Origin of the sequence: Streptomyces sp. NPDC089915, from assembly GCF_040684675.1 — a bacterium.
Taxonomy (GTDB): domain Bacteria; phylum Actinomycetota; class Actinomycetes; order Streptomycetales; family Streptomycetaceae; genus Streptomyces.
In genome coordinates this window covers 1-13601 of sequence record NZ_JBFBGN010000063.1, presented here as the reverse complement: position 1 = coordinate 13601, position 13601 = coordinate 1, and the positions used below count along the sequence as shown (strand labels likewise).

Genomic DNA, 13601 nt, shown 5'->3' with positions numbered 1-13601 from the left:
CGCCGGATTCGCGGGGTGACACCGAACAAACGCAGACGACGCAGATCGACGCGGCCGCTCCCGCCGGCGCACATGCTGGTCCGGAGTACGGGCTGCGCTGTGCCAGAAAGGGCGCTTCGTGGCCGATTCCGGCGACTCCAACGAGAAGAATTACGACGCCAGTGCGATCCAGGTCCTCGAGGGCCTGGACGCGGTCCGCAAGCGGCCGGGTATGTACATCGGCTCCACGGGCGAGCGTGGTCTGCACCACCTCGTCTACGAGGTCGTCGACAACTCCGTCGACGAGGCGCTGGCCGGGCACGCGGACACCATCGACGTGACGATCCTCGCCGACGGCGGGGTGCGCGTGGTCGACAACGGCCGAGGCATCCCGGTCGGCATCGTCCCGTCCGAGGGCAAGCCCGCCGTCGAGGTCGTCCTGACCGTCCTGCACGCGGGCGGCAAGTTCGGCGGCGGCGGCTACGCCGTCTCCGGCGGTCTGCACGGCGTCGGTGTCTCCGTCGTGAACGCCCTGTCGACCAAGGTCGCGGTCGAGGTCAAGACGGACGGCTTCCGCTGGACCCAGGACTACAAGCTCGGCGTTCCGACGGCCCCGCTGGCCAAGAACGAGGAGACCGACGAGCACGGCACGACCGTGACGTTCTGGGCCGACGGGGACATCTTCGAGACCACCGAGTACTCCTTCGAGACGCTGTCGCGGCGCTTCCAGGAGATGGCCTTCCTGAACAAGGGCCTGACCCTGACGCTGACCGACGAGCGCGAGTCGGCGAAGGCCACGGCGGGAGCCGACGACCCGGACGCGGACACGGCCGAGCCCCAGGCGCGCACGGTGAAGTACTTCTACGAGGGCGGCATCGTCGACTTCGTGAAGTACCTCAACTCGCGCAAGGGCGAGCTGATCCACCCGACCGTCATCGACGTCGAGTCCGAGGACAAGGAGCGGATGCTCTCGGTCGAGATCGCGATGCAGTGGAACTCGCAGTACAGCGAGGGCGTGTACTCCTTCGCGAACACGATCCACACGCACGAGGGCGGCACCCACGAGGAGGGCTTCCGCGCGGCGCTGACCGGTCTGGTCAACCGCTACGCGCGTGACAAGAAGCTGCTCCGCGAGAAGGACGACAACCTCGCCGGCGAGGACATCCGCGAGGGTCTGACGGCCATCATCTCGGTCAAGCTGGGCGAGCCCCAGTTCGAGGGCCAGACCAAGACCAAGCTGGGCAACACGGAGGCCAAGACCTTCGTGCAGAAGGTCGTCCACGAGCACCTGAACGACTGGTTCGACCGCAACCCGGTCGAGGCCGCGGACATCGTCCGCAAGGCGATCCAGGCGGCCACGGCCCGCGTCGCGGCCCGCAAGGCCCGCGACCTGACCCGCCGCAAGGGCCTGCTGGAGAGCGCCTCGCTGCCGGGCAAGCTGTCGGACTGCCAGTCGAACGACCCGACCAAGTGCGAGATCTTCATCGTCGAGGGTGACTCCGCCGGCGGCAGCGCGAAGTCCGGCCGCAACCCGATGTACCAGGCCATCCTGCCCATCCGCGGCAAGATCCTGAACGTCGAGAAGGCCCGGATCGACAAGATCCTCCAGAACACCGAGGTCCAGGCGCTGATCAGTGCCTTCGGCACCGGCGTGCACGAGGACTTCGACATCGAGAAGCTCCGCTATCACAAGATCATCCTGATGGCGGACGCCGACGTCGACGGCCAGCACATCAACACCCTGCTGCTGACCTTCCTCTTCCGCTTCATGCGTCCGCTGGTCGAGGCCGGGCACGTCTACCTGTCCCGCCCGCCGCTGTACAAGATCAAGTGGGGTCGCGACGACTTCGAGTACGCGTACTCGGACCGCGAGCGCGACGCCCTGGTCGAGCTCGGCAAGCAGAACGGCAAGCGCATCAAGGAAGACTCGATCCAGCGCTTCAAGGGTCTGGGCGAGATGAACGCCGAGGAGCTGCGCGTCACCACCATGGACGTGGACCACCGCGTGCTCGGCCAGGTCACGCTGGACGACGCGGCGCAGGCCGACGACCTGTTCTCGGTGCTGATGGGTGAGGACGTCGAGGCGCGGCGTTCCTTCATCCAGCGCAACGCCAAGGACGTCCGCTTCCTCGACATCTGAGTCGGCCTCCGCTGACCGCCCGAAAGGACTTCTGACCGGCAATGGCCGACGAAACCACCCCCACCGCTGAGAATCCCGCGGAGGAGCAGCCCGTGCTGCGCATCGAGCCCGTCGGGCTCGAGACGGAGATGCAGCGCTCCTACCTCGACTACGCGATGTCCGTCATCGTCTCCCGCGCGCTGCCCGACGTACGGGACGGCCTCAAGCCCGTCCACCGTCGCGTGCTGTACGCGATGTACGACGGCGGCTACCGGCCCGAGAAGGGCTTCTACAAGTGCGCCCGCGTCGTCGGCGACGTCATGGGCACCTACCACCCGCACGGTGACAGCTCCATCTACGACGCCCTGGTCCGCCTGGCCCAGCCGTGGTCGATGCGCATGCCGCTGGTGGACTCCAACGGCAACTTCGGCTCCCCGGGCAACGACCCGGCCGCCGCCATGCGGTACACCGAGTGCAAGCTCATGCCGCTGGCCATGGAGATGCTCCGGGACATCGACGAGGAGACCGTCGACTTCCAGGACAACTACGACGGCCGCAACCAGGAGCCCACCGTCCTGCCGGCGCGGTTCCCGAACCTGCTGGTCAACGGCTCCGCCGGGATCGCGGTCGGCATGGCCACCAACATCCCGCCGCACAACCTGCGCGAGGTCGCGGCCGGCGCCCAGTGGGCGCTGGAGCACCCGGAGGCCTCGCACGAGGAGCTCCAGGACGCGCTCATCGAGCGGATCAAGGGCCCGGACTTCCCGACCGGTGCCCTCGTCGTGGGCCGCAAGGGCATCGAGGAGGCGTACCGGACCGGTCGCGGCTCCATCACGATGCGCGCGGTGGTCGAGGTCGAGGAGATCCAGAACCGCCAGTGCCTGGTGGTGACGGAGCTCCCGTACCAGACCAACCCGGACAACCTGGCGCAGAAGATTGCCGACCTGGTCAAGGACGGCAAGATCGGCGGCATCGCCGACGTCCGCGACGAGACCTCGTCCCGGACCGGCCAGCGCCTGGTGATCGTGCTCAAGCGCGACGCCGTCGCCAAGGTCGTGCTGAACAACCTCTACAAGCACACCGACCTGCAGACCAACTTCGGCGCGAACATGCTGGCGCTGGTGGACGGGGTGCCGCGCACCCTGTCGATCGACGCGTTCATCCGCCACTGGGTGCAGCACCAGATCGAGGTCATCGTCCGGCGGACGAAGTTCCGCCTGCGCAAGGCCGAGGAGCGGGCGCACATCCTGCGCGGCCTGCTCAAGGCGCTGGACGCCATCGACGAGGTCATCGCCCTCATCCGGCGCAGCAATACCGTCGAGATCGCGCGCGAGGGCCTGATGGGCCTCCTGGAGATCGACGAGATCCAGGCGAACGCCATCCTGGAGATGCAGCTGCGCCGCCTGGCGGCCCTGGAGCGCCAGAAGATCGTCGCCGAGCACGACGAGCTCCAGGCGAAGATCAACGAGTACAACGCGATCCTGGCCTCCGAGGAGCGCCAGCGGTCGATCGTCAGCGAGGAGCTGGCGGCGATCGTCGAGAAGTTCGGCGACGACCGGCGCTCCAAGCTGGTGCCCTTCGACGGAGACATGTCCATGGAGGACCTGATCGCCGAAGAGGACATCGTCGTCACCATCACGCACGGCGGCTACGTCAAGCGCACCAAGACCGAGGACTACCGCTCGCAGAAGCGCGGCGGCAAGGGCGTGCGCGGTACGAAGCTGAAGCAGGACGACCTGGTCGACCACTTCTTCGTCTCCACCACGCACCACTGGCTGCTGTTCTTCACGAACAAGGGCCGCGTCTACCGGTCCAAGGCCTACGAGCTCCCGGACGCCGGCCGTGACGCCCGCGGGCAGCACGTGGCGAACCTGCTGGCCTTCCAGCCGGACGAGAAGATCGCCCAGATCCTCGCGATCCGCGACTACGAGGCGGCGCCCTACCTGATCCTGGCCACCAAGGCCGGCCTGGTGAAGAAGACGGCGCTGAAGGACTACGACTCGCCCCGTTCGGGCGGCGTCATCGCCATCAACCTCCGGGAGACCGGCGCTGACGGCGCCGACGGCACTGCCGACGAGCTGATCGGCGCCGAGCTGGTGTCCGCCGAGGACGACCTGCTGCTCATCAGCAAGAAGGCGCAGTCCATCCGCTTCACGGCGACGGACGACGCGCTGCGCCCGATGGGCCGTGCCACCTCCGGTGTGAAGGGCATGAGCTTCCGCGAGGGTGACGAACTGCTCTCGATGAGCGTTGTCCGGCCGGGTACGTTCGTGTTCACCGCGACCGACGGCGGCTACGCCAAGAGGACTCCGGTGGACGAGTACCGCGTCCAGGGCCGTGGCGGTCTGGGCATCAAGGCAGCGAAGATCGTGGAAGACCGCGGATCGCTCGTCGGCGCGCTGGTGGTGGACGAATCGGACGAGATCCTCGCCATCACGCTCGGCGGCGGTGTGATCCGCACGCGAGTCAACGAAGTCAGGGAGACGGGCCGTGACACCATGGGCGTCCAGCTGATCAACCTGGGCAAGCGGGATGCCGTGGTGGGTATCGCCCGCAACGCCGAGGCCGGTCAGGAAGCTGACGAGGTCGACGAGATCGAGACAGGGATCGAGGCCGGGGCAGCCGAGGGAACGGCCGCCGAGGCCACCGGGGGCGAAGCGTCCCCGGATCGGGAGCACGAGGAGTAAGTCGTGAGTGGAGCCGCGGGCGCCGGACCGGCCAAGACTGGAGCGAACGGTGCCCGTGGCCCCGCCGCGGAATCCCAGGGGGGAACCGTGACGGAAACCCGAGGACCGCAGTCGGAGCCGCAGGCCGCCAAGGCGCAGTCCCAGTCCAAGCAGAAGCCGAAGCCGGCCGCAGCCAAGGAGAAGGAACCGGCTGAGCAGCCCTACCACCCCCCGCAGGCGTACGAGGCCCCCAAGGGCCCCGGTACGCAGCGGGCGCCCCGTCCAGGGGTCCGTACGACCCCGCGGACGCGCAAGGCCCGGCTGCGGGTGGCCAAGGCCGACCCGTGGTCGGTCATGAAGGTCAGCTTCCTGCTGTCCATCGCGCTCGGCGTCTGCACGATCGTGGCGTCGGTGGTGCTGTGGATGGTCATGGACGCCATGGGCATCTTCTCGACGGTCGGCGGGACGATCAGCGAGGCCACCGGATCGAACGAGGGCAACGGGTTCGACCTCCAGTCGTTCCTGTCGCTGCCGCGCGTGCTGATCTTCACGTCGGTCATCGCGGTGATCGACGTGGTGCTGATGACCGCCCTGGCGACGCTGGGCGCGTTCATCTACAACCTGTCGGCGGGCTTCGTGGGCGGCGTGGAGCTCACGCTCGCCGAGGACGAATGACCCGCTGACTGACCTGCGGGAAAGCCCCGCAGGAGCGGATTTGGGTTCCACTGCGTCTGTGCGCTAATCTTCAGGAGTCAGCGCGCAGGCGCGGAGGGGCTATAGCTCAGTTGGTTAGAGCGCATCCCTGATAAGGATGAGGCCACAGGTTCAAATCCTGTTAGCCCCACAGTGACGAAGACCCCCAGGCTCCGGCCTGGGGGTCTTCTTCGTTGGCCCGTCCGGGGGCATCCCAGATAACCGATCGGTATCGGTCGGTGTGTATTGTTGGCGCCCAGAAGTCCCCAACGTCAACGAAAGACGAGGTCGCGCGGTGAAGAAGCTGCTCCTGGTCGCACTGGCCGCCATCGGCGGGCTCCTCGTGTACCGCCAGATCCAGGCGGACCGCGCCGAGCAGGACCTGTGGACGGAGGCTACCGACTCCGTGCCTTCCGGTTCGGGCGTGTGAGCCCCACGTTTGATCTCATGAAGCCCCGGCTGCCGCTGCTGCCGGGGCTTCGTGCTGTTCCGGGGCGGGGCCGAAATGAGGCGCGAGGGGGCCGAGTTGGCCGAGGGCCTCGACCGGTTCCCCGTCCGGGGCGGTGAGCGGAGCGGCCGGACGGCCTCGGCAAGGGCCTTGAACGCCCCTGTGGCGGTCCGGAAGCGGTTTCGGGGGGCCTGGGAGCGCAGGAGGCCGACGGCGACGTCACAGCGGCGCCGGGGCGCCCTCGGGGGGCTCGCTCCCCCTCGGCGGGTACGGGGGCCCGTACGGCGCGCTCCGGGCCGGCGGCGGAGCGTCCGGCCGGGAAGTCGGGCCGGGAAGTCGGGCCGGTCGTCCCGCAGTTGCTCCCGGGCCGGACGGCCCGGGTGGCGACGGCCGGGGCTCGCCCTTCGCCGCGGCGTACCGCCCCGTCCCCCGGTCCGCCCCGTCCCCCGTCACCCCGGCGGGTCAGTTCTGGTGGGCCTCGTAGTGGGACACCGCCTCGGCCGTGCGCCCGGCGCCGTACACCCGGAGGAACTCGGCCAGTTCGGGGTGGCTGGGGGCGAGGGCGTTCGCCGCGTCGATGATGTCGCCGGCCGCGGAGACCGACCGCAGCAGCGACTGGATCTCACGGACGACCCGCTTGACCGTGGGGGCGCCCGAACTCGTCGTGCTCTGCGTGCTGTTGCTGAGGACGGACCCTCCCTGGGTGTTCTTGATCTCGTCCATCCGGTCGGTGGCCTCGCCGGCGCTGACGCTGCCGTCCGCCACCTGTCCGGCGAGGTCCTGGAGGGCCTGGACCCGCTGGACCACGGCCGGGTTGCCGATCTTGGCGCGCTGCCCGCTCATCAGCTGGGACAGCATGGGCGCCGACAGTCCGAGGACAGCAGCGAGGCGAGCCTGGTTCAGTCCGAGGTCATCTATGAGCCGTCGGAAGAGGGCGCCGAGCGGCTCCCCGTACCAACTGCGCTGAAGCTCCCGGGCTCTGGCGGTGGCCTCTTGCTGTACTGCGTCCACTCTTACTACTCCCCTTCGCTGGTGCGAACCTCGCGAGCATCTTACGGAGCGTGGTCGCGGGGCGGGAGTCCCCATCATTTTGCGGGATGAGGGGGTGCACCGGGTACTCTGTCCTGCGGAACGGACACTCCTTTTCGGGGAGGGCCCGCGTCCGGACGCACGGGGCCTTAGCTCAGTTGGTAGAGCGCTGCTTTTGCAAGGCAGATGTCAGGAGTTCGAATCTCCTAGGCTCCACCCCATAGAAACCCCCTGACCTGCGGAAACGCCGGTCAGGGGGTTTTGTTTTCCCACCGCTGCGACGGGCTGCGGCCGGTCTCCCGCCGGTCTGCCGCCGGGTTCCGGTCGGGCCCCTCTGGAGGATCCCCGGAAGGCGGATCGGGCGGTGCTGGACGGGTCGCGGACCCCGGCCGGTACGTAACCGGACAGTCTGGAAAAGACGTCGGCCGTTCAGGACCACGGAGGGATCTGATCGGGAAGGCGGGGCGTCACTATCTCCCGGGAAGTCCGAGAAGGGGGACACGGTGAGTGACAGCCAGACGGCACAGCGGGCACGACGGGCCCTGCTGGTGATGCCCGGACCGGGGCTCGTGCGCGCGGCCCGCGCGGCGGGTCTGGAGGTCTGGGCGGCCCTGGACCACAGGCTGGAGGTGGAGCGGGGCGTCCGCGAGGAGCTGCCCCCCGAGCGGATCCTGCGCGTGGACTTCGGGGATACGGCCGCGCTGCGCGCCGTCCTGGCGGACACGGCCCGTCACCACGGGATCGGCCACGTCCTCTACCTCCCCGGAGCCCTGACGGGCGGGGCCCCGGCGGCCGCCGAGGCGGTGGCCCGGGAGCTCGCGGAGGACCGCCGGGAACGGGAGGGCGCGGTGCCCGGGCTGCCCGACGCGGCGGCGATGCGGCGGGTCCTGAACGCCAGCGGGATCTCGGCGGTGCGCGCCGAGGAGGCGGCCAGCGTCGCGGAGGCCCGGGCCCTGGCGGAGGCCTTCCCGCTGCCGGTGGTGATCAAGTCCGCCGACGCGTCGGGCGCCTGGCGCACGGAGCCGGTACGGGACCACGCGGCCCTCGCGGAGTGGGCCGGGCGGGCGGTGGCCGGCCGGTACCCGGGGCCGCACCTGGTCGAGGAACTGCTGACCGGGCCGCGCTTCAGCGTGGAGACCTTCTCGGTCGGCGGCATGCACCTGGTCGCCGGCATCACGGCCGAGGGCCACACGGAGCCCCTCTCCGAGGAGGACCGGGCCGGGGTGCGGGCGACCGTGCGGGCGCTGCTGGACCTGGCCGGGTACGAGTCCGGGACCACCCGTACGGACGTGCTGATCACCGCCCGCGGATCGCGGATCGCGGCCTCGCGGGAGCCGTACGGGAACCCCGCGCGACGGCCTGCGGGAAGCGTGGGACCCGTCTGACGGATGGTTACCGGACAGCGGTAACCGGCCATCCCGGCAAAGGAGTTCGACAGGTATCGGGAAGGGAACGGTTCGGGATCGCCCTGGCCCAGTCTCAGTGATGTCGAAAGCGGCACCGGCGCACACCGGGGGCCGCACACCGCACACATCAGGGGGATGGGCAATGAACGGCAAGCTGGCGGGCCTGGTCGGAATCTTCACGGCGGCCCTGGTCCTCGGACTCGGGGTCACGGTCCACGCCGCGGAGGCGGGCGCCCCGGCCGGTCACGAGGTCCTCGCCGACGTCCGGGGCCCGGCCGCCCCCTCCCCGCTCCCGACCCCGGGCATCGCCGCCCCCTGACGGAGGCCGGCAGGCCCCCGACGCGCACGTGCCCCGCACCGGACGTCCGGTGCGGGGCACGTGCGCGTGCGGGTCAGCGCGTGCGGCGCTGCTCCGGGATGCCCATGAACTCGAACAGGCCGGCGGCCTTCGCCCGGTACCCGGCGGCCGTCTCCGGCTCGCCCGAGGCCTCGCAGACCACGGCCAGGCCGGTCAGCGCGTGGGCCTCCTCGAAGCGCAGGCGGATCCCCGAAGCGATCTTGAGCGCGTGGGAGTGCAGGCCCCGCGCCGCGTCGTACTCCCCACGGCGGGAGTACAGGCGGCCGAGGAGGTTCTCCACCTGCGCCAGCCGGATGGGCGCACCGCTCGAACGGGCCATCGTCAGGGCCCGCCCGGCGAACCCGGTGGCCTCCTCCCGGGTGCCCAGACGGTCCGCGACCTCGGCGGACAGGGCCAGCACGAGGGCCACGTCGGCCTGTTCCCGGCTCTTCGCGGACAGGTCGCGGGCCCGCGCCAGGGACTCGGCGGCCTCCCGGTACTCGCCCAGCCCCACCTGGGCGAAGGCCAGGTCGGTCACGGCCATCACCTCGCTGACGGAGTATCCGAGTTCACGGCTGATGCCGATCGCACGGCGGGCGGTCTCCGCGGCCTCCTCGTAGAGGCCGCAGCGCTCGTACAGGGAGCTGAGCATGGTCAGCCCCTCGGCCTCCTCGCGCCGGATCCCGAGCTCGGAGGCGAGGTTGATCGCCCGCTCGATGAGGGGCACGGCGGCCGCGTACTGGCCGAGCATCGACAGCAGCAGGCCGATGGTCGACTCGCTGTGCGCCTCGATGTGCCGGTCGCCGAGGCGTACGGCGGTGTCCCGGCCCTCCGCGGCCACCTCCAGCCCCTCCTCGAAGCGGCCGAGTTTCCAGCAGGCGGCGCCCAGGTTGGCCAGGCTGACGCTCAGCAGGTGCGGGTCGTCGAGCCGGCGGGCGGCGGCGACGGCCAGGCGGCCGAGGTTCCAGAACTCGTCGAAGCGGCCCCGCGCGTGCAGGTGGAAGGAGAGGTTGCGGCTCAGGCAGGCCGTGTACCGGTCGTGGCCGCGCCGGTCCGCGAGGGCGACGGCGGCCAGCAGGCCGTCGTGCTCCTGGTCGAACCAGCGGCCCGCCAGGTCCGCGCGGCCGAGCGCCGGGAGCTCCCCCTCGTACGGCCGGATGCCGGTGGGGCGGTGCTCGCGGCCCGGGAACAGCACCTCGCACGCCGCGTCCGTCGCCGTCAGGTAGTAGCCGAGCAGCCGTTCGACCGCCGCCGCGTCGGCCGCCTCCGTCGCCGGGACCCGCAGGCTCTGGGCGAAGCTGCGGACCAGGTCGTGGAAGGTGTAGAGGCCGATGTCGGGCTGCTGGACGAGGTGCACGTCGAGCAGGAACTCCAGGGTGTCCTCGGCGTCCCGGACGGACGCGCCGAGGAGCGCGGCCGCCGTGTGGACGTCGATGTCGGCGCCCGGGTGCAGGCTCAGGATGCGGAAGGCCGTGCGGTGCTTCTCGTCCATCGCCAGGTACGACAGCCGCAGCGTCGCCGCGACGCTGCGTTCGCCGGAGCTGAGCTCGTCCATCCGGCGGGTCTCGTCGCGCAGCCGCTCGACCAGGTAACGGACCGTCCAGCGCGGCCTGTTGCGCAGCCGGGCGGTGGCGATGCGCAGGGCCAGCGGGAGGTGTCCGCACAGTTCCGCCAGTTCGGCGGCGGCCTCCGGCTCGGCGGCCACGCGGGCCGCGCCGAGCGTCTGCGTCATCAGGTCGGTGCTCTCCTCGGGCTTCATCAGGTCGATGGAGACCCACTCGACCCCGTCGAGGTCCAGCAGCCGGGCCCGGCTCGTGACCAGCACCAGGCAGCCCGGCGAGGCCGGCAGCAGGGGCCGGATCTGGGCGGCGTCGACGGCGTTGTCGAGCAGCAGCAGGATCCGCCGGCCGTCCAGGGTGGCCCGCCACAGCGCGGCGCGGCCCTCCAGGTCCTCGGGGATGCGGTCGCCGGGCGTGCCGAGGGTGCGCAGCAGGCCGTCCAGCGCGGACGCGGGCGTCACGGGCGTCTCGCCGGGGGTGAAGCCGCGCAGGTCGATCAGGAGCTGGCCGTCCGGGTAGCGGTCGGCCAGCCGGTGGGCGGCGCGGACGGCGAGGGAGGTCTTGCCCATGCCGCCCATGCCGTCGATGGCGACGATGCGCGAGTACCGCGCCTGCCCCGGGCCGCCCTCGCCGCCCTCGCCGCCCTCCCGGCCCTCCCGGACGGAGGCGAAGAGCTCGTTCAGCTCCTTCGCCCGGCCGGTGAAGTCGGGCAGGTCGTACGGGAGCGTGCAGGGGGCCTCGGCGGCCGGCGCCGCCGGGGCGGGCGGGGCCTCCGGTACGGGTGCGGCCGCCGGTACGGGCGTCGGCCCCGGGTCGGGGTCGTGCGCCTCGGGCGCCGGGCGCTCGGGGCCCGCCAGTTCGGGGCCGTCTCGCAGGATCGACTCGTACAGCTTGGCCAGCTGGGGGCCCGGGTCGATGCCGAGCTCCTCCACGAGCAGCTCGCGCACCCGCCCGTACTCCTGGAGCGCCTCGGCCTGCCGGCCCGTGCGGTAGAGGGCGAGCATCAGCTGCCCGCGCAGGGTCTCCCGCAGCGGGTGCTCGGTGATCAGCGCGCGCAGCCCGGACACCAGCTCGCCGCTCTCCCCGAGCGTGAGCCGCAGGCCGAAGTGCTGTTCGGCGGCGGACAGCCGCCGCTCCTCCAGGGCGGTCGCGGCGCCGTCGATCACCGGCCCGCCGGCGCCGGACAGCACGGGACCCCGCCACAGGTCCAGGGCGGAGGCCAGCCGCTCGGCGGCCGTGGTCAGGCGGCCCTCCTTCGCGGCCTGGCCGGCGGCCTGGACGAGTGCGTCGAACTCCAGCAGGTCCAGCTGCCCGGCCGTGACGGCGGCCCGGTACCCCGGGCCGTCGGTGACGATCACCGCGCCGCCGTCCGGGATCCGCCGGCGCAGGTCGGCGACGGCTTTGCGGACCTGGTGCGCGGCCGTTGCAGGTGGATCCTGTTCCCACGCGGCCTCGACCAGCCGGGCGACGGTCACCACCCGGCCGGATTCCAGCAACAGCATGGACAGGACCCGTTCCTGGATCGCCCCGCCCAGTCTCAGCCGCCCCCCGGCGGCCCAACTCTCAAGGGATCCGAGCACGTTGAAGCGGAGCGAATTCCTCTGTGGAACCGCCTCGCGTCTTCCTTCGGACCCCGGTTCTGTCGCGGTCATCGACAGCTGATACCCCCCCAGGCCAACAAATCCCCAGGTAGGGGCCTTTGCCAACGGGATCATAGGCGGTTCCCCTGTGACGCGGTAAGGCTGCGGGAAGGGAACGGGAAGGGGAACGCGGAGCCTGTGTGGGCCGACAGGAGCGGGCCGGACGGCCGGTGCCGCAGGCGCATTCCACACACCGAGCGGCAAAGGAGCAGAAGGTGGGCAGACTGGAGAGACCCCTCGCCCCGGACGCTGGACCCGTCACCGCGTTCGCCCGGGAGCTGCGCCGGCTGCGGACCGCCGCGGGCAGCCCCGGCTACCGCGACATGGCCAACCGGGCGATGTTCTCCGCTTCGGTGCTCTCCGACGCGGCCGCCGGATACCGGCTCCCCACCCTCCAGGTGGCCCTCGCCTTCGCGGAGGCCTGCGGCGGGGACCGGGCGACCTGGGAGCGCCGCTGGCGGGAGGCCGCCGGAGCCGAGGGCGCCGAGGGGGGCGCCCGGCCGGCCGCCAAGAGCGTGCAGCAGCACCAGGAGGCCGAACTGCGGGCCGCCGCCGTACGGGCCGTGCTGCCGCCGCCCGCGCAGCTGCCGATGGAGCCGCACCGGCTGGTGGGGCGCGGCCACCTGCTCCAGCGGGCCCGGGCGCTGACCGCGTCCCGCGGCGACGGCCAGAGCGCGCCCCGGCCGCTGGTGATCACCGGTCAGGTGGGCGTCGGCACCTCCGCGTTCGCCCTGCGCCTCGCCCACGAGCTGGCCGCGGACCTGCCCGACGGGCAGCTGTACGCGGACCTGGACGCGGCCGCCGACGGCCGCAAGGACGCCCACGGGATCGTGGGCGGCTTCCTGGAGGCGCTCGGCGTGCCCGCCGAGCGGATCCCGAACGACACCGGCCCGCGCTTCGGGCTGTACCGCTCGCTGCTCGCCCGCCGGCGGGTCCTGGTGGTCCTCGACGGGGTGCGGCACGAGCGCCAGGTGCGGGAGCTGCTGGCCGCCGCGCCGGAGAGCCGGATGATCGTCACCAGCCGCTCGCGGCTGCTCGGCCTCGACGGGGTGCACCGGATGCGGCTGCCGGCCCTGGAGCGGGACGAGTCGGTGGAACTGCTGGTGGGGCTGATCGGCGAGGAGCGGGTCGGCGCGGAGCCGCGGGCCTGCCTGCGGCTGGCGGAGGCCTGCGGCGACCTGCCCGCCGCGCTGAACCTGGCCGGCCGGCGGATCGCGGCCCGGCCGGAGTGGATGCTGGAGGACTGCGTCGGCGAGCTGGTCGGCGAGGGCGCCCACGGGCCGTTCCTGTCCCGGCTGCGCGCCGGGGACGACAGCCTCGCCCGGCGTCTGGACGCCGCCTACCGTTCGGCCGTCCCGTGGGCCCGTCCCCTGCTGCGCCGGATCGCGGCCTCCGGGAGGCTCTCCGTGGACTCGGTGGTGTACGAGTGCGCGGAGGCGCTCGTCCACTCGGTCGAGCGGTCGGCGGAGCCGGTCGAGGACCTCCTGGAGAACCTGCTGGACGCGGGCCTGCTCACCCCGTCCGACCTGCCGGGCCAGTACGGGCTGCCCCCGCTGGTACGGGCGTTCGCGCTGTCGCGGCCCGACGAGGACGCGGACCCGGCCGCCCCCTCCCCGGCCGCCGGGGCGGCGGCCGCGCTGGTCGCCGCCGCCCGCGCGGGCGGCGTCCCGCACCAGGCCCGCCCCGTCTGACCCGCCCGGCCGTCCGGCCCCGCGACCCCGTCCA

Annotated in this window: 9 protein-coding genes and 2 tRNA genes; 9 read left to right on the top strand and 2 right to left on the bottom strand. The window is 71.9% G+C overall.

What is annotated here, in order from left to right; genetic code table 11:
- Positions 1 to 97 precede the first annotated feature (97 nt).
- From gyrB to AB0O29_RS19910, 5 genes are all read left to right on the top strand, one after another.
- The gene (gene gyrB, locus AB0O29_RS19930) at positions 98 to 2119 is read left to right on the top strand and encodes a DNA topoisomerase (ATP-hydrolyzing) subunit B (RefSeq protein WP_365153257.1); all 2022 of its coding nucleotides are present in this window, start codon (positions 98 to 100) and stop codon (positions 2117 to 2119) included.
- 41 nt (positions 2120 to 2160) lie between these two features.
- Positions 2161 to 4785, top strand: coding sequence for a DNA gyrase subunit A (gene gyrA / locus AB0O29_RS19925; protein WP_365153236.1), 2625 nt, complete (start codon positions 2161 to 2163; stop codon positions 4783 to 4785).
- Positions 4786 to 4788: 3 nt separating this feature from the next.
- Positions 4789 to 5439, top strand: a complete 651-nt coding sequence (locus tag AB0O29_RS19920) for a DUF3566 domain-containing protein (protein WP_365153235.1) — start codon at positions 4789 to 4791, stop codon at positions 5437 to 5439.
- A gap of 95 nt (positions 5440 to 5534) precedes the next feature.
- Positions 5535 to 5608: transfer RNA gene (locus AB0O29_RS19915), tRNA-Ile, on the top strand.
- 144 nt (positions 5609 to 5752) lie between these two features.
- Positions 5753 to 5887, top strand: coding sequence for a DLW-39 family protein (locus tag AB0O29_RS19910; protein WP_208809277.1), 135 nt, complete (start codon positions 5753 to 5755; stop codon positions 5885 to 5887).
- Positions 5888 to 6367: 480 nt separating this feature from the next.
- Here the strand turns inward: AB0O29_RS19910 and AB0O29_RS19905 are convergent, their stop codons facing one another.
- On the bottom strand, positions 6368 to 6916 hold the full coding sequence (locus AB0O29_RS19905; RefSeq protein WP_365153234.1) for a DNA-binding protein: 549 nt from the start codon (positions 6914 to 6916) through the stop codon (positions 6368 to 6370).
- A gap of 161 nt (positions 6917 to 7077) precedes the next feature.
- On the opposite strand from AB0O29_RS19905, the gene AB0O29_RS19900 reads away from it, so the two are divergent.
- From AB0O29_RS19900 to AB0O29_RS19890, 3 genes are all read left to right on the top strand, one after another.
- Positions 7078 to 7150 (top strand) — tRNA-Ala (locus tag AB0O29_RS19900).
- A gap of 287 nt (positions 7151 to 7437) precedes the next feature.
- Positions 7438 to 8319, top strand: a complete 882-nt coding sequence (locus AB0O29_RS19895; protein ID WP_365153233.1) for a hypothetical protein — start codon at positions 7438 to 7440, stop codon at positions 8317 to 8319.
- A 163-nt stretch (positions 8320 to 8482) separates the two neighbouring features.
- On the top strand, positions 8483 to 8659 hold the full coding sequence (locus tag AB0O29_RS19890; RefSeq protein ID WP_365153232.1) for a hypothetical protein: 177 nt from the start codon (positions 8483 to 8485) through the stop codon (positions 8657 to 8659).
- Positions 8660 to 8732: 73 nt separating this feature from the next.
- Here the strand turns inward: AB0O29_RS19890 and AB0O29_RS19885 are convergent, their stop codons facing one another.
- A complete protein-coding gene (locus AB0O29_RS19885) occupies positions 8733 to 11738 on the bottom strand; it encodes a BTAD domain-containing putative transcriptional regulator (protein WP_365153231.1) in 3006 nt (1001 codons plus the stop codon).
- A 353-nt stretch (positions 11739 to 12091) separates the two neighbouring features.
- Here AB0O29_RS19885 and AB0O29_RS19880 point away from each other — a divergent pair, with 353 nt between their 5' ends.
- Positions 12092 to 13567 carry an NB-ARC domain-containing protein gene (locus AB0O29_RS19880; RefSeq protein WP_365153230.1) on the top strand — a complete coding sequence of 492 codons (1476 nt, stop codon included), beginning with the start codon at positions 12092 to 12094 and terminating at the stop codon, positions 13565 to 13567.
- Positions 13568 to 13601 lie beyond the last annotated feature (34 nt).